The sequence below is a fragment of the Nonomuraea turcica genome (assembly GCF_030718205.1).
Taxonomy (GTDB): Bacteria; Actinomycetota; Actinomycetes; order Streptosporangiales; family Streptosporangiaceae; genus Nonomuraea.
In genome coordinates this window covers 59,260-78,938 of the sequence record NZ_JAUZQF010000025.1, presented here as the reverse complement: position 1 = coordinate 78,938, position 19,679 = coordinate 59,260, and the positions used below count along the sequence as shown (strand labels likewise).

Annotated in this window: 21 protein-coding genes; 8 read left to right on the top strand and 13 right to left on the bottom strand. The window is 70.2% G+C overall.

What is annotated here, in order from left to right; genetic code table 11:
• Positions 1–42 precede the first annotated feature (42 nt).
• Entirely contained in the window at positions 43–777 is a 735-nt protein-coding gene (locus Q9G87_RS46470) for an SDR family oxidoreductase (RefSeq protein WP_305923063.1), read from the top strand.
• On the opposite strand, the gene Q9G87_RS46465 is transcribed toward Q9G87_RS46470, so the two are convergent.
• The 4 genes from Q9G87_RS46465 to Q9G87_RS46450 all read right to left on the bottom strand — a co-directional run bounded on the left by Q9G87_RS46465 (position 767) and on the right by Q9G87_RS46450 (position 3,396).
• Complete coding sequence (locus Q9G87_RS46465) at positions 767–1,195, bottom strand: hypothetical protein (protein ID WP_305923062.1); 429 nt, start codon at positions 1,193–1,195, stop codon at positions 767–769. The genes Q9G87_RS46470 and Q9G87_RS46465 overlap by 11 nt on opposite strands.
• Before the next feature lie 46 nt (positions 1,196–1,241).
• Entirely contained in the window at positions 1,242–2,366 is a 1,125-nt protein-coding gene (locus Q9G87_RS46460; RefSeq protein ID WP_305923061.1) for a chymotrypsin family serine protease, read from the bottom strand.
• 44 nt (positions 2,367–2,410) lie between these two features.
• Positions 2,411–2,614 carry a hypothetical protein gene (locus Q9G87_RS46455; protein WP_305923060.1) on the bottom strand — a complete coding sequence of 68 codons (204 nt, stop codon included), beginning with the start codon at positions 2,612–2,614 and terminating at the stop codon, positions 2,411–2,413.
• A 131-nt stretch (positions 2,615–2,745) separates the two neighbouring features.
• Positions 2,746–3,396, bottom strand: a complete 651-nt coding sequence (locus Q9G87_RS46450; protein ID WP_305923059.1) for an NIPSNAP family protein — start codon at positions 3,394–3,396, stop codon at positions 2,746–2,748.
• Between the two features lie 167 nt (positions 3,397–3,563).
• Between Q9G87_RS46450 and Q9G87_RS46445 the strand changes: the two genes are divergently transcribed.
• Together Q9G87_RS46445 and Q9G87_RS46440 are read left to right on the top strand one after the other, a co-directional pair.
• Complete coding sequence (locus Q9G87_RS46445) at positions 3,564–3,848, top strand: hypothetical protein (RefSeq protein ID WP_305923058.1); 285 nt, start codon at positions 3,564–3,566, stop codon at positions 3,846–3,848.
• A 16-nt stretch (positions 3,849–3,864) separates the two neighbouring features.
• A complete protein-coding gene (locus Q9G87_RS46440) occupies positions 3,865–4,125 on the top strand; it encodes a hypothetical protein (RefSeq protein ID WP_305923057.1) in 261 nt (86 codons plus the stop codon).
• Between the two features lie 63 nt (positions 4,126–4,188).
• Here Q9G87_RS46440 and Q9G87_RS46435 read toward each other — a convergent pair whose 3' ends face one another.
• From Q9G87_RS46435 to Q9G87_RS46415, 5 genes are all read right to left on the bottom strand, one after another.
• Positions 4,189–5,391 carry an ATP-grasp domain-containing protein gene (locus tag Q9G87_RS46435; protein WP_305923056.1) on the bottom strand — a complete coding sequence of 401 codons (1,203 nt, stop codon included), beginning with the start codon at positions 5,389–5,391 and terminating at the stop codon, positions 4,189–4,191.
• Between the two features lie 27 nt (positions 5,392–5,418).
• On the bottom strand, positions 5,419–6,714 hold the full coding sequence (locus Q9G87_RS46430; RefSeq protein WP_305923055.1) for a DUF2252 domain-containing protein: 1,296 nt from the start codon (positions 6,712–6,714) through the stop codon (positions 5,419–5,421).
• Positions 6,715–6,777: 63 nt separating this feature from the next.
• Complete coding sequence (locus tag Q9G87_RS46425) at positions 6,778–7,551, bottom strand: SDR family oxidoreductase (RefSeq protein WP_305923054.1); 774 nt, start codon at positions 7,549–7,551, stop codon at positions 6,778–6,780.
• Positions 7,552–7,561: 10 nt separating this feature from the next.
• On the bottom strand, positions 7,562–8,704 hold the full coding sequence (locus Q9G87_RS46420) for an acyl-CoA dehydrogenase family protein (RefSeq protein ID WP_305923053.1): 1,143 nt from the start codon (positions 8,702–8,704) through the stop codon (positions 7,562–7,564).
• On the bottom strand, positions 8,691–9,212 hold the full coding sequence (locus Q9G87_RS46415) for a flavin reductase family protein (protein WP_305923151.1): 522 nt from the start codon (positions 9,210–9,212) through the stop codon (positions 8,691–8,693). The genes Q9G87_RS46420 and Q9G87_RS46415 overlap by 14 nt, the downstream gene beginning before the upstream one ends.
• Positions 9,213–9,481: 269 nt before the next feature.
• On the opposite strand from Q9G87_RS46415, the gene Q9G87_RS46410 reads away from it, so the two are divergent.
• The 5 genes from Q9G87_RS46410 to Q9G87_RS46390 all read left to right on the top strand — a co-directional run bounded on the left by Q9G87_RS46410 (position 9,482) and on the right by Q9G87_RS46390 (position 14,451).
• Positions 9,482–10,651 (top strand): thiolase C-terminal domain-containing protein, encoded by a 1,170-nt coding sequence (locus tag Q9G87_RS46410; protein WP_305923052.1) that lies wholly within the window; start codon positions 9,482–9,484, stop codon positions 10,649–10,651.
• Positions 10,651–11,082: a Zn-ribbon domain-containing OB-fold protein gene (locus Q9G87_RS46405; protein ID WP_305923051.1), complete on the top strand. Its 432-nt coding sequence runs from the start codon at positions 10,651–10,653 to the stop codon at positions 11,080–11,082. Before Q9G87_RS46410 ends, Q9G87_RS46405 begins: the two co-directional genes overlap by 1 nt.
• An 857-nt stretch (positions 11,083–11,939) precedes the next feature.
• Positions 11,940–12,677, top strand: a complete 738-nt coding sequence (locus tag Q9G87_RS46400) for a GntR family transcriptional regulator (RefSeq protein ID WP_305923050.1) — start codon at positions 11,940–11,942, stop codon at positions 12,675–12,677.
• Positions 12,678–12,876: 199 nt separating this feature from the next.
• Positions 12,877–13,479 carry a GNAT family N-acetyltransferase gene (locus Q9G87_RS46395; RefSeq protein ID WP_305923049.1) on the top strand — a complete coding sequence of 201 codons (603 nt, stop codon included), beginning with the start codon at positions 12,877–12,879 and terminating at the stop codon, positions 13,477–13,479.
• A 291-nt stretch (positions 13,480–13,770) separates the two neighbouring features.
• Positions 13,771–14,451 carry a copper homeostasis protein CutC gene (locus Q9G87_RS46390; RefSeq protein WP_305923048.1) on the top strand — a complete coding sequence of 227 codons (681 nt, stop codon included), beginning with the start codon at positions 13,771–13,773 and terminating at the stop codon, positions 14,449–14,451.
• Position 14,452: 1 nt separating this feature from the next.
• Here Q9G87_RS46390 and Q9G87_RS46385 read toward each other — a convergent pair whose 3' ends face one another.
• From Q9G87_RS46385 to Q9G87_RS46370, 4 genes are read right to left on the bottom strand one after another with little or no spacing between them, the layout of a single operon-like run.
• Positions 14,453–15,619, bottom strand: a complete 1,167-nt coding sequence (locus tag Q9G87_RS46385) for a DUF6986 family protein (protein WP_305923047.1) — start codon at positions 15,617–15,619, stop codon at positions 14,453–14,455.
• Positions 15,612–16,916, bottom strand: a complete 1,305-nt coding sequence (locus Q9G87_RS46380) for an FAD-dependent oxidoreductase (RefSeq protein WP_305923046.1) — start codon at positions 16,914–16,916, stop codon at positions 15,612–15,614. The genes Q9G87_RS46385 and Q9G87_RS46380 overlap by 8 nt, the downstream gene beginning before the upstream one ends.
• A gap of 8 nt (positions 16,917–16,924) precedes the next feature.
• Positions 16,925–18,097, bottom strand: a complete 1,173-nt coding sequence (locus Q9G87_RS46375) for a class I adenylate-forming enzyme family protein (protein ID WP_305923045.1) — start codon at positions 18,095–18,097, stop codon at positions 16,925–16,927.
• A gap of 33 nt (positions 18,098–18,130) precedes the next feature.
• Positions 18,131–19,675, bottom strand: a complete 1,545-nt coding sequence (locus tag Q9G87_RS46370; RefSeq protein ID WP_305923044.1) for an AMP-binding protein — start codon at positions 19,673–19,675, stop codon at positions 18,131–18,133.
• Between the last annotated feature and the right edge of the window lie 4 nt (positions 19,676–19,679).

Sequence of the window (19,679 nt, the reverse complement as noted above, 5' to 3'; positions counted from 1 at the left end):
GCTCCCTGGTTCACCTAACGCTTGCTTGGTACGTTAGCATCCGTGACCCTGACTTACGACTACTCGGGCAAGTCGGTCCTGGTGACGGGCGGGACCAAGGGCATCGGCGCGGGCATCGCGCGGGCCTTCCATGAGGCGGGAGCCGAGGTGACCGTCTGTGCCCGCACGCCGCCTCCGGGCAAGGAGTTCCGGTTCGTGCGGGCGGACGTGCGGGTCCCCGAGGACGTCGAGCGGCTCGTGGCCGGGTTCGACCGGCTCGACGTGGTGGTCAACAACGCGGGCGGCTCGCCGTACGCGCCGCTGAAAGGCACCTCGCCACGCCTGCACGCCCGCGTCATCGAGCTCAACCTGACGGCCCCGCTGCTGGTCGCGCAGTACGCCTACCCGCTGCTCGCCGCCGCCCGCGGGGCCATCGTGATGATCGGCAGCTCCAGCGGCGCGCGTCCCTCGCCCGGCACCTCCGCGTACGGCGCCGCCAAGGCCGGACTGCACCACCTGGCCCGCTGCCTGGCCGCCGAGTGGGCTCCCGACGTGCGAGTCAACACGGTCGTCGTGGGCCTGGCCGCCACCGAGAGCGCGGCGGGCCACTACGGCGAGCACGGGGACGGCCGGATGGGCGAGGCGATCCCGGCAGGTCGGCCGGCCACGCCCGAGGACGTGGCCGGCGCGTGCCTGTGGCTGTCCGCGCCCGCCTATGTGACGGGCGCGGAGGTACGGGTGGACGGCGGCGGCGAGATCCCCTACTGGCGCCACCTGGCCGGTGACCTCACGGGCTGAGCGACCAGGCGTGGAAGATCGTCGTGTGCCGGAACGACGAGGCGGTGCCGTCGAACCCGTACGTCCCCCGCCACGACAGCGGATCCTGCTGCTCGCCCACCACGGTGATGGTGTCGGCGCAGCTGCCCTGGCCCTTCCTGGTGGCGTTCAGCAGGAGCTGCTCACCCAGGTGGCCGCTGGTGACGGCCCACGGTGCGCCGCAGATCCCCGACTTGATGGTGCCGCTGACGACCTGGAACGGATAGGTGTTCGGGTCGATCTCGAGGTCGATGACGAAGATCGCCGACCCGTTGCGCAGCTCCACGTAGGCGTTGATGGTGGCGCTCTTCTGCGCGGCGACGGACTCCGCGAAGGACTTGGCCTGCCCTCCGGTGGCGTCGTAAAAGGCCCGGTCGGGCGCCTTGGTTGACTGAGGCATGGTGCTTCTCTCCTCCGATGCCGCACCGCTGCGGCGTCTCAGCGGGTTATGCCAGCGTCTCGGCGATCTCGACGCGGAGCAGGCTACGGACGTGCTCGATGTGGTTGACGATGGTGACCTGGACCGACCCGGCGAAAAGCAGGCCCATGGCCACGTTGTCCAGGCTCGTGACGAGGGAGCCCGAGTCGCCGCCCGCCGACATCGCGGTCGTGACGATCTGGTCGCGGAAGCGGCCGACGCCGAACCCGTAGCTCACGTCGATCGTGGCGTCCACCGCGATGATGCGGCCCAGCGTCAGGTTCGTCGTCCGCCCCGTCTTCTTCACCAGGTCGCCGACGGACACGTTGGCCTTGCGGCGCCAGCCTCTGGGCGCGCCGTTGAAGTAGGTCTCCCTGGTGGCCTCCTGGAACTGCACCTCGCCGATCGCGGCGTCCACGATGTTGTTGTGGCTCGTCAGCGGGATGGCCGGGGTGAGGTCGATCGGGATGAACCTGGACAGGACGGCGATCCGGTCCTGGGGATCGACACCGCCGTCGAAGCGGCCCGGCTGCACGATCGCGCTGCCCACGGGGGCGCGGTTGGAGTCGGCCAGGACGTGGTTGTTGCTGAGCACGTAGAACCGGGAGGGGATGCCCAGCCCGGGCGCGGGCGGGTCGATGGTGGCGCCGGGCAGGAAGTCGTAGACGACGCTGCCCATCGTCCCCGCCGTGACCTGCACGTTGCCGATGGAGAAGCCGGACGGGCAGGGCCGCATGCGCCGGGTGAGCACCTGTACGCCGGTGTCGGCCGGCGCGCCGTCGCCGCGCGGGATCGCGGGGGCGGGTGCGCCCATGAACTGGGCGGCGGGGGCGCTCATCGCCTGGGGAGAGCCCATCAGCCGCTCGGCGACGACGTGGCCCACCCTGACCACGTCGACGGTCGTCCCGTCGTCCATGCGCCGGGGCAGCAGGTCCTGCTCCCTGAGCATGGTGGGCGGGAGTTTCTGCGACACGAAGACGAGCAGTGCCGGCTCGCCGGTCGGCTCCCCATGCGTCCACTTGACGCCCTGGCCGAACCCCACGACATTGCTCGGCCGCGTCGCAGGATCCATCAGTGTGTGGGCAGCCTGCTCCTTGGCGGCGTCGGACAGGCGATAGCCCTGGGATCCGCGCATCAGTTCCGGCTGGCTCACGCCAACCACCTCCTACATGGAAGGAGTTCCGGGTGCGGTGATGCTCACTGAGCCGTGGGGGTCCCGATCTCCATGACCTTGACGGGTACGCCGTCGAGCTCGGCCGGGATTCCTGACGAGACCATGTGGGTCACGTAGACGACGATCACGTCCTCGTCCGCGTCGCCCTTACCGGTGGAGACGCCGGTGACGTTGGGGATGGCGAGGAGCTCGTCCTCGTGCCGTCTTCTGATCTCATGCACGTCCATCCAGGGCCCTCCGCTGAGATCTACCGCCTTTGGAGCGTAGATGTCCGGCGTACCCGCAGACTCAGGGTGCCTCCTAGGGAAAACCCCAGCTTTCGCCCGCCCCTTGGTCAGGGGGTGGTCCCTGGGCGTGCTCAGCGCATGGCGGACCGGGCGGTGGGACGCAGGCGGAGCCGCTGCGGCGCCGCGGTCAGGCGCGTCTTCAGCATCGGCAGGTCCACCACCCGCTCGTCCTCCGGCGTGTCGAAGCGGGCGAACCACACGAACACCGTCTCCCCGGTCCGGACCGGCAGGCGCGGAAAGGTGTTCTCCGCGTGCTCGGTCTCGAACCGGGCCACCACCGGCACCCCGGCCTCGGCCAGCACCGGAGCGACCTCCGAGTCGAAGAAGCCGGCGAAGCCGTCCTCGACGTGGCAGATCGTGGCCACGTACATCGACGGCGGGAGCTCGGCCGCGCCGACCGGCGGCCGCTCCCATGCGGGCGGCTCCGCGAGGGCGCGCAGGAGCAGCACGTCGTCGGAGTCGATCATCGTGGCATTCGCCGCGTCGCGGTTGGCCTGCCACACGGGCCCGCCGTAGAAGGCCTCCAGTGCCGCCTTCCTGGCCGGCATGTCAGGGAAGGCACGCAGCCAGGGGAACGTGTCGGGCGCGTCCGGGTTGCGGAAGGTCCCGGCGACCCGCATGCCCGCCGCCTCCTGCGTCTCGACGAACTCCCGCTCGAACAGCTCGATGAGCGTGTCGCGCCGCCCCGGGCGCAACGTGTACTGCCGCAGCTCGTAGATCATGCGGGGACGATAGGCCCGGGTCGCTGACATCCTGCGTCAGCGTATGTGCCGAACAATATTCTGATTACTTTGCGCTATCAATTGACAACGCAGAGTTATAGGCTCGCATCGACCTTGATCTCCAAGGGCCAAGGAAAGGTCAAGGCCCTGAGGGCGAAGGAGCAGAAGTGATCCGAAGAGTGTGCGCCGCCGCGGCCATGGTGGCAGCGGTCGCGAGTGGCGCGCTCCCTGCTGTCCCCGCGCGCGCTGACGGCTGGTCCGACCGTTGTGGCGACCGTTCCTGGTCCTACAACTGGAGCGGCAGCAGCGGCTCGTCCCAGTCGGGAAACAACTTCGGCGACGTCTCGGCCGCCAACCGCGGTGAGGGCGCCTCGACCAACGTCAACAACGTCAACGGCATCGCCTCGACCGCCACGCACGGCGGCATCACGGTGACATACATCTTCGGCTGACCGAAAGGACATCGACATGGTGAAGAAGCTCTGCGCGACCGGCCTCATCGCCGCGGCCGCGGCCGGCGCCGGGCTCCTGCCCGCCGTCGCGTACGCGGACGTCAACGCGGGCAACTCCAGCTCCAACAGGTCCTCGTCCCAGTCCGGAAACAACTTCGGCAACGTCGTCAACGTCAACGTGAACGGCCACGGCGCGAGCAGTGTCAACAACGTCAACGGCAACGCCGTCACGGCGAGCTACGGCAGCCGCGCGAGCATCGACGACATCGTCGACTGATTGGTCCTCGAGCCCCCTCCGGCGAGCCAGGCCGGGATCCCGGCCTGGCTCGCACCCTCCGCGCTAGCCCTGGTCCTTCACCCAGAGCCGCAGCAGCCCCCTGAAGTGCTCGACGAACCGGTCGTGCTCGTGTGCCGGATACGTGGCCTTCACCGTGTCCACCAGCAGCCGGTCGAACTCCGGCGCGGCCACCCACTCCAGCACCACCTCGTCGAGGTGCCCCAGATGGGTCCGGCAGAACTCGTGGTAACGCTCGGTGTCGAAATAGCGGTCCGCCAGCCTTCGATACTCCGCCAGCCGTTCCTCGTACGTCCCGGTGACCGCGAAGTAGTCGTGCGTCTCCAGATCGATCCGCGGCCTGCGCCGGGTGGCCACGCAGAACACACACCACTTCACCAGCGTCTTGATCGCCCAGGGGAAGTAGTAGTGCAGGCTCGTCAGCGCCACGTCGGGGCAGGCGTTGGCGTAGTCGATGGGGTGCACGTCCGAGCCCTTGACCAGGGTCTCGCAGGAGTTGAACTCCCACCGGAAGAACGCGTTGACGAGCTTCCCGATCGTCACGACCTCCTCGCCGGCGGCCGGTGACAGGAACTCGTGGTCGACGGCGTACCGCGCGTGCATCGGCTCCTCGGGCCTGAAGCGCATCACCATCGTCTCGGGCCCGATCGACAGCGACCTGGCGAACGCGTCGTACCCCTGGACGGCCTGCTGGAGGTGCATGAGCATCTCGCCGCTGGCGTCGTAGGCCCGGTGCAGCTCGTCCCGGTCGCGCACCAGGGACACGCCGCGCCAGGCGCCGCCGTCGTACGGCTTCATGAACAGCGGGTAGCCGATCCGCTCGGCCACCTCGTCCAGGTCGAAGGGCCGGTTGTAGCGGGCCGCGGTGTAGGCGTACCTGGTGTTGTCCGGCGGGTTCTTGTACGGCACCAGCACCGTCTCCGGCACCTTCAGCCCGAGCCGCATCATCGCGCAGTAAGCGGCGTGCTTCTCCATCGACTGGAACGTGAACGGGCTGTTGAGCAGATAGACGTCGTCCATCATGGAGATCTTCTTGAGCCACTCGCGCGGGTGGTAATACCAGTACGCCAGCCGATCGATCACCAGCGCGTGCCGCGGTTTCGCGCGCAGGTCGAACGGCTCGATCGTGACCCGTTCCACGTCGAACTCGCCCACCCCCTTGATCGGCCCGAGCCGCCGTAACAGGGTCTCGAACGCCGACGGCCAGTCCTCCTCGGTCCCCAGCAGCAGCCCGATCAGATGTCGCACGGGGGTCCCTCCGCTCCCGCCCGCGGGTCAGACGCCAGGGAGGCGGCCGTTGCGGAACAGATCGACGAACCGTTGGTGGTCTTCCCGGGCCTGTGCCCCATAACGGTGAGCAAAATCCACCAAAACCCCGATAAATCCGGACCTGTCGCCGTCGATCACCGCCATGATCGCCTCCTCCGTCGAGAAGTCGACGAGGTCGTGGCTGGACTCGTCGTCGGCCACCGAGTGCATGCGCGCCACCGCCCGCCCGAGGTCCCGCATGATCGAGCGCAGCTCGTCCGGCTCGTTCACGTCGTCCCAGTCCAGATCGGCGGAGTACGGCGACACCTCCGCCACGAGCTGCCCGACTCCGCCGAGCGTCGTGTACCCCAGCCAGGGATCGGCGTAGGCCTGTAGCGCCCGCTGCGACTCCGCCGTGCGATGCCCCTGGTGCAGGAAGTAGGAGACCACCTTCTCGTCGGTCACGTGCCGCGCCACGGCCGGCACCGCCGCCTGCTTCATGTAGAGGATGACGTCGTTCTCCAGCGCCTGCGAGCGCCCTTCGAGCAGCAGGTTGTACGACGGCAGCCCCGCCGACCCGATGCCCACGCCCTTGCGCAGCGCCACGTCCTTGATCACGTGCTCGACCGGGTTCGCCTGCGTGGGCAGCGTGGTCAGGTACTCCTCGAACGCGGCCAGCACGGCGTCCCTGGTCGCCGCGTCGACCGCCGTCCGCCCTTCCATGAGCGCGAAGCGCCGGTCGTAGTCGTCGATCACGGTCTCCACGTCGAGCAGCGCCACCCGTGTGTTGAGCCGCGCCGTCTGCAGCACGTGGTGCAGTACGCCCGTGGTGGTGTCCAGGGTGAGCGAGCCGATCGCGTCGTCCCCGCCGGCCGCGATGCCGCCCAGCTCGTCCAGGTACGCCCTGGCGAAGTCGGTCACCAGCCCGCCGATCGTGTCGTCCGACAACGCCTTGGCGTACCCGAGCAGCGCCACGCTGGCGGCGAAGCGCTTGAGGTCCCAGATGTAGGGCCCCACGTACGCCTCGTCGAAGTCGTTGACGTTGAAGACGAGCACCCCGGAGGCGCTCATGTACGTGCCGAAGTTCTCCGCGTGCAGGTCGCCGTGGATCCAGACGCGGCTGGTGGGGGCGTCGAGGTAGGCGTCGTCGGCGTACGCGCCGGTCATATCCGCGTAGAAGAGGGACGCGCTGCCGCGGTAGAAGGCGAAGGGGGAGGCCGCCATTTTCCGAAATTTCCGCCTAAATGCGGCGGGGTCTTGCTTGATCGACTCGCCGAACTCCGTCATGAGGACATCGAGCAGGAAGGAGGAGCGTGGGCCCATAATCCGGACAGTAGATCCGGAACCTCTTGCCGCATAGCCTGATCTTTCCCTGACAGGGGCCGGTCAGGGGTGCTGGGAGGAGACCGAGACCACCTCGCCCGTCATGTACGAGGAATAGTCGCTGGCCAGGAAGACGATCACGTTCGCCACCTCCCACGGCTCCGCCGACCGCCCGAACGCCTCCTTGGCCGCCAGCTCCGCCAGCAACTCCTCGCTGGTCACCTTCGCCAGGAACGGATGCACCGCCAGCGACGGCGCCACCGCGTTGACCCGCACGCCGTGCTCGGCCGCCTCCAGCGCCACGCACCTGGTCAGCGCCATCACCCCCGCCTTGGCGGCAGCGTAGTGGGCCTGCCCGCGCTGCGCCCGCCACCCGATCACCGAGGCGTTGTTCACGATGACGCCGGAGCCCTGACCGATCATCTGGCGGAGCGCGGCCCGGGTGCAGCGCATGGTGCCGTTCAGGGTGACGTCGATGACCGCGTGCCACTGGTCGTCGGACATCTCGGCCAGCGGCGCCGTACCGCCGAGTCCGGCGTTGTTGATCACTACGTCGAGCCGGCCGTGCGCCTCGACCACCGCGTCGAAGAGCGCCAGCACCTGCGCCTCGGACGTCACGTCGCACGGGACGGCGAGCGGCTTGACGCCGGTGAGCTCGGTCAGGGTGTCGGCGGCGGCGGCCAGGCGGCGTTCGTGCCGGTCCGAGACCACGATCGTGGCGCCTTCCTCGGCGCACCGGCGGGCGGTCGCGTAGCCGATGCCGGCGCCGGCGGCCGCCGTCACCAGCGTCACCTTGCCGTCGAGCAGTCCGTGTGCCTTGGGGTACGCCGGGGTCATCGCCTCTCCCTCACCGTGGCAGTCCCAGGGTGCGCTCGGCGATGATGTTGCGCTGGATCTCGCTGGAACCGGCATAGATCGTGTCGGCCCGGCTGAACAGGTAGAGCCGCTGCAGGTCGTTGAGCTCGCCTACCAGCCCGGCTTTCCCCTGGACGGCCTGCGCCAGCTCGCCGAGCCGGCGATGCCACTCCGACCAGTAGAGCTTGGCGATCGACACCTCCGGCCCCGGGTCGGGGCGCACCATCCTGAGCGCGTTGAGCCGCATGATCTCCAGCTCCAGCCACGCCCGCACGAGGCGGTCACGCAGCACCGGGTCATCGGCCGCGCCGGTCCGCTTCGCCGTCTCGATCACCCTGGCCAGTTCGCGCCGGAAGCCGATCTGCTGCCCGAGCGTGGAGGCGCCGCGCTCGTAGCCGAGCGTGGCCATCGCGACCCGCCAGCCGTCGCCGGGCGCGCCCAGCACGTTGTCCGTCGCCGTGCGCGCGCCGTCGAAGAACACCTCGTTGAACTCCGACGTCCCGGTCAGCTGCACGATCGGTCGCACGGTGACACCTGGCTGCCGCATGGGCACCAGCAGGTACGACAGCCCGCGGTGCCGCTGCGAGCCCGGCTTGGTGCGGCACAAGACGAAACACCAGTCGGCCACGTGGGCCAGCGAGGTCCACACCTTCTGGCCGGTGATCACCCAGCGGCCGTCTTCCAGATGTGCCTTGGTCTGGACGCCGGCCAGGTCGGAGCCGGCCTCGGGCTCGGAGTACCCCTGGCACCACAGCTCCTCGCCCCGCTGGATCGGCGGCAGGAACCGGGCCTTCTGCTCGTCGGTGCCGAAGTCGAGAATGGTGGGCCCGATCAGGCCCTCGCCGATGTGGCCGGCCCGCGCGGGGGCATCGGCCCTGGCGTACTCCTCGTAGAAGGCGACCTGGTCCTCCAGCGAGGCGGCGCGCCCGCCGTACCGCTCCGGCCAGCCGAGGCAGGTCCAGCCGTTCTTGCCGAGATGGCGCTCCCAGGCCAGTCGCAGCTCGTGCCCTTCGTGCTCACGCCCAGGGCCGCCGAGGCCCCTGGCCGGGGCGAACTCGCCGCTGAGCGCCTCCTCCAGCCAGGCCCGCACCTCCTCGCGGAAGCCGGGGGTCTCGCCGAGCTCAGGAAGCGTCAACGAACCCCCCGTAGCCGCCGCGGAAGAACACCAGCGGCCCGCCCTCGGCGTGCGTGTCGAGCTGCAGCACCCGGGCCACCACGATCATGTGGTCGCCCGCCGCGTGCTCAGCCTCGACCGCGCAGTCGATCCAGGCCAGCGCGCCTTCGAGCACGGGGTTGCCGCCGGGGGAGCCGGTCCACTCCAGGCCCGCGAACTTGTCGCCGCCTCTGGTGGCCATTTGTGCGCACACCGCCTGCTGGTGCTCGGCCAGCACGTTCACCGTGACGATCTTCGCGCCGCGTACCCTGGGCCAGCTGGTGCTGGTGTGCGCCATGCAGAACGCCACGAGGGGCGGGTCGAGCGAGACCGAGGTGAAGGAGTTCGCGGCCAGGCCGCAGGGCTCGCCGTTCAGCGGATCGAGCGCCGTGATCGCCACCACGCCCGTCGCGAACCTGCCGAGCACCTGCCGGAAGCGCCGGCTGTCCAGATGGCCGTTGGCGCTTTGTGGGGAAGGGCCCGTCGGCATGGCGGCTCCGTTGCGAATCCTGCGCTGATGCGGCGCCGGAAGGCTGCGGCAGCCGTCCGGCGCGACGAGCCGGGCAGCGTGTGTGCTCATGGGTCCGCCTCCTAGTCCACCGGCTGCGCCCTATCTTACCAAGCGCTTGCTTGGACGCTAGGGGGGCCGGGGAAACATGTCAAGTCGAATGCCGCACAGGTTGGTGTCGCACACGGTGCGGACCTGTGCCGCCGCACGTGCGTTGACATGGGCGAAATGCCCGGCATAGCGTTATCGGTGTGGCCAAGCGCTTGCTTGATTTTCGGGACGTGACGGCGATCGCCGGCGTCGGATACACCCCCTTCACCAAGGACTCCGGCGTCAGCACCCTGACGCTGGCCTGCCGCGCCGTGCTGGCCGCCCTGGAGGACGCCGGACTGACGGCCGACGACGTGCACGGCCTGGCCACGCATCGCGTCGGCGACTCCGCCCCGCCCACCTTGGTCGGCCCGGCGCTGGGGCTGGCGGACCTGACCTGGCACCTGGACCAGTTCGGCGGCGGCAGCGTCTCCCACGCCGTGGTCGGTCAGGCCGCGCTGGCGGTCGCGGCCGGGCTGGCCGAGACGGTCGTCTGCTACCGGGCCATCAACGCCCGCTCCGAGTTCCGCATGGGCGGCACCGGCCGGGGGGTTCCGGCGAGCCCGGAGGCGCAGTACCAGGCGCCGTACGGGTACGTCGCGCCGCCGCAGCAGTACGCGATGTACGCCCGCGCCCACATGCTGAAGTACGGCACCAAGGCCGAGCACTTCGGGCACCTGGCGGTCACCCAGCGCGCCAACGCGGCCAAGAACCCGCGGGCGCTCATGCGTACGCCGATCACGCTGGACGACTACCTGGCCAGCCGGTGGATCGCCGAGCCCTTTCGCCTCCTGGACTGCTGCCTGGAGACCGACGGGGCCTGCGCCGTGGTCGTCACCACGGCGGAACGCGCCCGCTCGCTGCGCCGCCCGCCGGTGCTGATCTCGGCCGCGGCGTGGGGCGGCGGCACGTCCCACCTGTCGGCTCCTGACGCCGACCCGACCGTGACCGCGGCCGCCACCCTGGCCCCGCGCCTGTACACGCAGGCCGGGCTCGGCCCTGAGGACGTCGACGTGGCCGAGATCTACGACTGCTTCACGTACTCGGTGATCGTCCAGCTGGAGGACTACGGGTTCTGCGCCAAGGGCGAGGGCGGCCCGTACGTGGCCTCGGGCGCCACGGCCCTGGACGGCCCGCTGCCGGTCAACACCCACGGGGGTTTCCTGTCGGAGGGCTACGTCCACGGCGTCAACCACATCGCGGAGGCGGTGTCCCAGCTCAGGGGCGACGCGGGCGACCGCCAGGTGCCGGGCGCCGAGGTGGCGCTGTCCACGGCCCAGCCCGGCTACATCCTGCCGGCGACCTCCGCGCTGATCCTCAGGAGGTCGTGATGGCTTATCGGCCCGAGCCCGACCGGGACTCGCGGGAGTGGTGGGAGCGGATCGCCAGGCACGAGTTCGCCGTGCAGCGATGCGACATCTGCGAGACGACGCGCTTCCCGGCCAGGGCGTTCTGCCCGGCGTGCCGGAGCGAGGCGTGGCACTGGCAGCAAGTGGAGCCCGAGGGGCGGGTCGAGAGCTGGATCGTGAACCACCAGGCGTTCGTGCCAGGCGCGCGGCAGCCCTACGTGGTCGTAATGGTGCGGCTGGCGGCGGTGCCGGGATGCCTGGTGTACGGGAACTGGCACGGGGAGCGGCCCCCCGAGCCGGGCGAGCGGGTGCGGGCGTCCTACGACCGGATCGACGAGACCCTGACGCTGGTGAACTGGACGCCGGCCGGGAGCCTGGATCCTCATCCACACCAGCGCACATCCTTCCGCTAGTCGACCTTGGTCCGGGAAATGGATTCGTACCCACGAACCCCATCAGTCCCACCATGGCGAAGCGGCCCCCAGTTCGGGCTCCGAGGGTTGATGATGAGGCAGTAGACGTCAACGCGGACGGCTGGATCTTGGCGGCGGACGTGAGCGGAATGGACTGGGTGACCGGCGTGGCCACGCGGCCATGGCTGACGATCATGCCTGCCGTCCAGACGTTCGTGCTCGCCGGGCCGCGGCCGCGAGGGCCGCCGGGCGGGCGGAAGAAGGAAGAGATCCATCGGCTGGTCCCTCGGAGGAAAGCGCGCCCTGGCGGGCGTGGGGGACCCGCCAGGACGCGCTTCCTGCCCCGTGAGCGGCGGCGCCAGGACTCCGGCGAGGGATGGAGTCCTAGGCCGTGTGATCGCACACGGAGTCGATGGGGGAGTGTGAAAGCTCCTGCTGCCGGTAACGTGCGGCGATGCGTTGAGCTGCACCAACCGGGTCATCAATGGGGTGCGTGACGGGGGCGCCACCCTCCTCGTTCCAGACAAAGGATCCGTCATTGCACCGCACGGTCAGCTCTGTCGACACCGATTGCATGGGCGTGCCATGCCGATTGCTCTGGTAGGTGTGGGTGAACCCCTGGCGCGTCAACGCGTAACGCAGTAAACGTGTTGCTTCACCAGGGTTATGCCAGGGCAGGTACGGCGTACCCGTGCGGACCGGCAACACTGGCCTTCACCCCCTCACCGGCCTTTAGATGGATTTGTACCAACGAATGGATGATGGGCCGCTGGAGGCGGTTCGGTCAAGGGGTTGTGGCCTGCTAGAACCAGATCGTCTAAATTGTTGGAACAAAAGGGGTGAAAGTGGCAAGGTCGGTGCTGTATCAGCAGGTGGCTGCGGAATTGCGTCGCGCCATCTACTCGGGTGTCCTCGGCCCCGGGGCACAGCTGCCGACCGAGGCGCAGCTCATGGAAGACCATGGGGTGAGCAGAAACACCGTACGGCTGGCCCTCGGAGAGCTCGTCAATGAAGGGCTCGTCACGCGCACGCCGCGGCGCGGGACCGTGGTCAGAGACCGGCGGCCGCTGCTCATCTATCCCCAACGTGAGCTGGAGAAGCAACCCCGTGGGGAGCTGCGCGAGGCTTTCGCCTACGCCGTGGCACAGGAAGGCCGTGCGCCAAGCCAGTACATCGAGGTGCTGACCGTGTCTCCGGTCGAGGAGATCGCCAGCAGGCTGGAGTTGGCGGATGGGGAATTGGCGGTGGTGAGACGCCGTCTGCGGTTCGTGGACGGCCAGCCGTACAACACCAACGATTCCTACTTCCCACGTGATCTGGTTGCCGATTCCGAGATCGCCAGGCCCGGAGACATCGCGCGAGGGGCGAACCGGGTGCTGGAGGAATTGGGTCATGCGCAGGTGCGCGTCGTCGACGACATCTGGGCCCGCATGCCCAACCAAGAGGAGGCCGAGCGCCTCCAGCTCGAGCTCGGCACGCCAGTCATGGTGTATGTCCGAGTTGGTTTCGACGGGGCCGACATGCCCGTGCGTGTCGCTGTGTCGGTGCTGCCCGCCGACAAACATTTGATCAGATACGAGCTCGATAGCCGTTGAGGGCTCGGATGAAGGGGTGATCCCGCCGGCCGGGTGCAGCGAGAAATAGCCGCCTCGCTGGCCTGGGGGAGTCGTGCATACTCCCCCAAATCGCCATTTATCCATGTATATCGGGTTAAGGCCCCATTTCGCCCCTACGCGACATCGCGCCATTACGCTGTGCGCTCGTGTAGGAACCCAACGCAACGGGAGTTGTCTTATGCACACAAACACCCTGCTTCATCCGCTCGCGCTCCGCCGGGCGGAACCTGCGGACCTTCCCGGCGTGCTCACGCTGCTGGCGGACACCGCCGAGTGGCTGTATGCGCAAGGGGTGCGCCAGTGGCCCCGCAACGGGTTCGGCCCCGAGCGGATCGAGCCGCTCATTGAGGAGCGGGTGCTGTTCGTACTCGACGACGAGCTTCGATACCTCGACCCCGACGAGTCGGCGCCGCCGGTCGCCACCATAGCCCTCGACGACCACGCCGACCCGGAGTTCTGGGCTCCGGGCGACGACCCCGGTGCCGCGCTCTACATCCACAAGCTGGCCGTGGCCCGGCCGTGGTCCGGCAGCGGCCTCGGCGACGCGCTCCTCGACTGGGCCGGCGCCTCGGCGTTCGCCTCGGGGTTGCCGTGGCTCCGGCTCGACTGCGCCAAGGCGAACCCCCGCCTGCAGTCGTACTACCGTGCCCGCGGCTTCCGCCACGTCCGCACGGTTGACCTGCCCCATCGCTCCTCCGGCGCCCTCTTCCAGCGCCCCTCGGAGGACCTTTCCACGACGGCCTTCCGCGACCTGACCATCGCGGAACTGATCACCGCCTAACCCTCCAACTGGGCCCGGCCTCCATCGGGAGGCCGGGCCCCCTTTTGCCTGCCCGCCGCTTCTTGGCCTGCCCGTCCGCCGCTCGGTCGCACCCACCCTCAAGCGCCCTCAGCCGGTCCCAGAGGCGAGCTCGTCGGTGGCCATAGCCAGGCGCCTGCGGTCGCCGGACGCTCCGCTCGAAGGGCCTCAGCCCGCGCCAGGCGCTCTCCCTATCGACGCCCCGCGGAGGGGGGTGGCGCCTTTGGGGTTTTCGCGGCGGAAAGGTGCAGAGCACCATATAGCCTCTCCTGCATGACCGGATCCCTGCTCGAGGTGATCGCGCTCAACGTGCGCGACGCCGTGGCCGCCGAACAGGGCGGAGCCGACCGGCTGGAGGTCGTCGCCGACATGGCGGCCGACGGGCTGACCCCCTCCCCGGAGACGGTGGCCGCGATCGCCGCGGAATGCCCGCTTCCCCAGATGGTGATGCTCCGCTGCGACGCCAACTTCGCCGCCGACCCCGACGTCTTGACGCGGCTGGGTCGCGACGCCAAGGCGCTGGCGCAGGCCGGGGCGGCAGGGTTCGTGTTCGGATTTCTCGACAGCGCGGGAGCCGTCGATCTCGCGGCCACCGAAGCGCTGATCCACGCCGTGTCCCCCCTGCCGTGGACCTTCCACCGAGCCGTCGATCACGCGGCAGACGTCCAGGCGTCCTGGCGCGCCGTGCGCCTGCTGCCCAACCTCGCCACCGTGCTCACGTCCGGATCACCCACCGGCGTCGGTGACGGCCTGCCGGTGTTAAAGGCCCGGGCCGAGGCGGGTGACGGCTCGATCATCCTGGCCGGTGGCGGCCTGCGGCCGGCACACGTGCCCGTGCTGCTCGACTACGGCGTCCGGGCCTTCCACGTGGGATCCGCGGTCCGGGCCAGTTGGTCGGACCCGGTCGAGTGGCGCCTGGTACGCCAATGGCGGGCGATGGTCGAACGCGACTGACCTACTCGGGCAGGGCGGCATCGGCGCGCCGGAGGGCGGCGGCGAGGGTGCGGATCGTGGCGGGCTCGTCCATGACACCGCCGCCCGCGTCCCGCTGCTCCTCCCACGCGCTCACCCGCTCCCGGTAGGAGTCGTAGTTGGCCAGGTGGAAGGCGTAGAGGGTGGCGAACCGGCTCACCAGGTGCGACGGGTGCATGTCCCAGCCCTGGTAGAAGCCGTGCCGCAGCGAGTGCCGTACGAGCTCCGCGTGCCGTCGCCACAACGCGTGCACGTCGGCCGCGCGGTCGGAGGCGGGCGAGGCGGCGAGCGAGCCGTCGGACAACTCCACGCCCGTGCCGGCGAACGCGGTCTGCATGACGTGCCGGGCGTGGTCGCACGCCGGATGGTCCAGCCGCTGCTCGTGCGGCGGCAGCCCGAGCGCGGCCGTGTAGTCGAACACGCCGAAATGCGCCGCCGCCAGCCGCCCGCCCAGCGACTCGGCCAGTTCGGCACGCAGGAACGGCAGCGTTTGCGGAGCCTCCACCTGCATCTCGAACCGGAGCGGCCCGCCGGCCTCGGCCTCCAACTGCTCCAGCACGCCCGCGAACTGCGACAGGTATTCCTCCATCAGCACCTTCGGGAACGTCACCGTGAACCCGGCGGGCAACTCCCCGGCCCGCGCGACCACCCCCGTGACGAACCCGCGGAGCGTGCGCACCGACCGCCCGGGATCCCCGTCCGCGAACGACTTCACCCGCGGCCCCCACCGCCGCGGCAACGCCCCGGCGGCGTGCAGCGCGGCCACCGCCTCGGCGGCCTGCTCCACGTGCCCGTCCTCGACCGGGTCGGGCCGCACGCCGTAGCCGTCCTCGAAGTCGACGCGCAGGTCCTCGATCGGCTCGTGCGCGAGCTTACGCAGGACCAGCTCCTGTACAGAGGCGGCGAGCCGCCCGGGCACGCCGAACACTTCCGCCAGCTCGTCAGGGCCGCCCAGATGCGCCTTGACCAGGGACAACGCCTGATCGCGCCAGTCGGCTACCGTGCGGGCGGAGAACCGGTCGGCGGGCACGTAGACCGTGTGGACCGGCTGCCACCCCGGCTCCGGCATCGGGAACCGGGCCTGCTGAGCCCGGTAGACCTCCGTGAATCCGGGTGGCACCGCACCCGCACTCGTACGCTCGTCAGACACGGCACGCCCGGAGCATGGCCTCCAGCCCGACGAGCTTTACCCGCTCGCCGCGGCCGAGCGACCTGGCCAGCTCGGCTTCGGCCGCCTCGATCGCCAGCCACTCCTGGTAGGTCACCGGTCGTATCCCCCGCTCCGCCAGCAGCACGTCGATCGACTCGCCGTCATCAACACGTTCGCGCCCTTCCAGATCGGCAAGCAGTGTACGGACCGTCTCGGCGGCGTCGGACTTGTTGGTGCCGATCACTCCTGTGGGCCCGCGTTTGAGCCAGCCTGCCACGTATTCGCGGTCGCGTACCCGCCCGGCCTCGTTCGGGACGGTCATGGTCTGCTCGGAGAACGGCACCCCGGGCAGCGGCACGCTCTGGTAGCCGACCGACCGCAACACCATCCCGACCGGCAGTGTCTCGAACTCGCCCGTGCCCACCACGCGGCCCTCCTCCGACAGCCGGGTGCGTTCGAGCTTGAGCCCCTCCACCCGCTCGGTGCCGAGGATCTCCACGGGCCGCAGCCAGAACCGCACGTCGAGGCGGCGCGCCCGGCCGACGGGCTCGCGCGCGGCCCACGACTGCAGAACCTTGATGTTGCCCTGGACCTGGCGCGGGAAGTCGCCGCCGAGCACCACGGCCTCGTCCGGGCGTACGCAGACGTCGGCGTTGGCCAGATCGCCCAGCTCGCGCAGCTCCTTGAGGGTGAACTTGGCGTGCTCGGGGCCCCGCCGGCCCACCATGTGAATGGCCTTCACCTGGCTTTCCGACAGGCGCTGGAGCACGTCGTGCGGCACGTCGGTGGAGCGCAGCTCGTCGGCGGTCTTGGCCAGGACGCGGACGACGTCCACGGCCACGTTCCCGACCCCGATCACCGCGATCTCGGAGGTGTCGAGCGTGAACATGCCGGGGTCGACGTCGGGGTGCCCGCAGTACCAGTTGACGAAGTCGGTCGCCGCCACGCTCCCCGGCAGGTCCTCGCCGGGGATGCCGAGCTTCCTGTCGACCATCGCCCCCGTGCAGTAGACCACCGCGTCGTAGCGGCCGAGCAGGTCCTCCACGGACACGTGCGGGCCGAGCGTGACGCCGCCGAGGAAGCGGACCTCCGGCAGCTCCAGCACCTTCCGCAGGTAGTTGGCGATCGACTTGATCGACGTGTGGTCGGGCGCGACGCCATACCGGACCAGCCCGTACGGGGTCGGCAGCCGTTCGAGCACGTCGACCCGCACGGCCTCCGCGGACTGCTTGACCAGTGCCTCGGCCGTGTAGATCCCGGCGGGGCCCGACCCGATGACCGCCACACGCAACGCCACGCCGCCTCCTAAGACACGCGTCCTACCAGATGCAACCGGCCGGTGCGATCGATGTATCCCCGGTCGCCCGTGCGCACGAACCCGTCCTTGGCGAAAACCGTTTGCCCGGTGCTGTTGCCAACGTAGCCGCTCATGACCGCGTCCGAGCGGAGAAGCACCTCACCGTGCGCGTCATGAGGCAGCAGACGGCCGTCCTCGTCCCGGATGGACACGTCCACCCCGCCGCGCGGCCTGCCGACGCTCACCTCCGCGTCCTCGGGCGGGTCGTCGGGCCGCGTGCCGAGCCCGAGCCCGGCCTCGGTGCAGATGTACCGGTTGCAGACCGGCACGCCGTACCTGTCGCGCAGCTCCCTGATCAGTTCGGGCGGGGCGGGCGCGCCGCTGGACAGGATGAGGGTCAGGTCGGGCAGATCCCCGCCGCAGGCCAGGATGCGCGAGAGCTGGACCGGGCTGCCCTGCAACACGCCGATCCGGTGCTCGCGCAGCACCCGCATCGCGGCGTCCTCGCTCCACGCGGGCAGGACGTGGCAGGTCCGCCCGGTCTGGAGGAATATCGGCAGCCGGGTGGCGAACCCGAGCCGCCCGAGCGGATGCGGCACCAGCCGGGCGTCCTCACCGGTGGCCCATCGATCACCGGCCCCGTGGGCGCGGATCGCCTCGAGCTGGCGGTTGCCGAACAACACGGCCTTGGGCGGCCCGGTCCGCCCCGAGGTGAACGTGATCACCACCGGACGGCCGGGGTCGGGCGGCAACGGCGGCGGGGGCGGCTCCGCCCGGCACAGCCCGCCGAGCCGAGCCGGGTCGTAGGGGTCCCGTCCGCGCTCGCCGCGCTCGGCGGGCAGCGTCACCACGTCGAGCCCGGCAAGCGGCGGCGGCACCCGCGGAACGGTGATGACGATGGCCGGATCCAGCATGGTCAGCAGCTCCACACGATCGGTCCCGATGCCCGCGGTCACCGCCCCGATCTTCGCGGCGGCGACGTAGCAGATCACGAACTCGGGCCCGTCGGGGAGCGCCAGGGCCACGACGTCGCCGACGCGGGCGCCGCGATGGGCGAGGCCGGCGGCCACCTGATCGGAGAACCGGTCGAGGTCGGCGAAGGTCAGCGTCGTGGCGCCGGTGACGACGGCCGCGCGCGCCCCGAACGTACGTGCGGCCGCCCCGGCCAGCAGGCGCAACATGGCAGCTCCTGGGGCAGTGGGCGCACTTCCAACCTACTCGCCCGGCGCCTGCTTCGCCCGATCACGGAGAGCCAGCTTATCGATCTTGCCGTTGACGTTGACCGGCAGGGCGTCGACCACGACGACCCGCTTGGGGACCTTGTAGTTGGACATGTTGGCCCGCGCCCACGCGATCAGGCCACCGGGGTCGACGCTCGCGCCGGGCCGCGGGACCACGTACGCCACACCGGCCTCGCCGGAGGCCGGGTCGGGCACGCCGACGACCGCGGCCTGGGCGAGCGACCCCTCACGCAGCAGGAGCGACTCCACCTCGGCGGGCGAGACGTTGAAGCCGTTGACGATGTAGAGCTCCTTCTTGCGGTCGACGATCGCGAGGTTGCCCTGCTCGTCCAGCACGCCGACGTCCCCCGTGTGCAGCCAGCCGCCGGCGTCCACGGCCTCGGCCGTCCGCGCGGGCTCGTTCCAGTAGCCCCGCATCACGCCGTACCCGCGCTGGAGGATCTCGCCGCGCTCGCCGGTCGCGACCTCCTTGCCGTCGTCATCGACGATCTTGACCTCGATGCCGGGCACGGGCCTGCCCGTGGTGTTGGCGACGACGTCGATGGGGTCGCCGGCCCTGGTCATGGAGACGACCGTGCCTTCCATCAGCCCGTACGCGTTGATCATCCGCTCCAGGCCGACCCGTTCGACCAGCCGGGTGATCAGCGTCGCCGGCACGGCGGCGGCCCCGCAGATGGCCACGCGCAGCGACGACACGTCCCACGGGCCGCGGTCCAGCTCGTCGAGGATCCGGTGGAACAACGTGGGCGGCCCGGCCAGGATGGTGACGCGCTCGGCCGAGATGAGTGACATGAGAGCGTCCGGGGTGAAGATCGGGATCGGCACCATCGTGGCCCGCCGCATGACACAGGCGATGAGCCCGGCGTTGAGCCCGAAGCCGTGGCTGAACGGGGCGATGACCGGATACCGGTCGTCCTCGTTCAGGGTGACGATCTCCGACCAGTCCCAGTAGCCGCGCAGGACCTGGGCATGGTCCAGCATGACGCCTTTGGGCGTGCCCGTGGTGCCCGACGTGGACATGATCTCGCACAGGTCTCCGGGACCGACGGCGAGCGCCCGGTCCTCGGCCTCCCGCGCGGAGACCCGCGCGGCGAGGGCGCGTAACTCCGACGCCGGGGGGACGATCGTGTGGCGCAGGCCGGGCAGCGGCGGGAGCAATTCGGCGAGCGGGACCGCCGTGGGCCCCTCGCCGATGATCAGCACCTTCGCGCCGGTCTTCTCGATGAGCTGGGCAGCCTCGATGCCCTTGAACCGTGACGACAGCGGCACGATGACCGCTCCCGAGTCCCAGATCCCGAACGCGTGCGCCACCCAGTACGCCGAGTTCAGCCCCCACATCGCCACCCGGTCGCCGGGCTCGACGCCGAGGGCGATGAGGCCGCGGGCGATCTCGGTGGCCTTCGCCCGCAGCTCCGGCAGCGTCACCCGGGTGCCGCCCTCGGCGATCACCGTGGCGTCGGGGTGGTGCGCCGCCTGATCGCGCAGCATGCGGGGGAGCGTCCCCCAGTCCGGCGTCATCGGT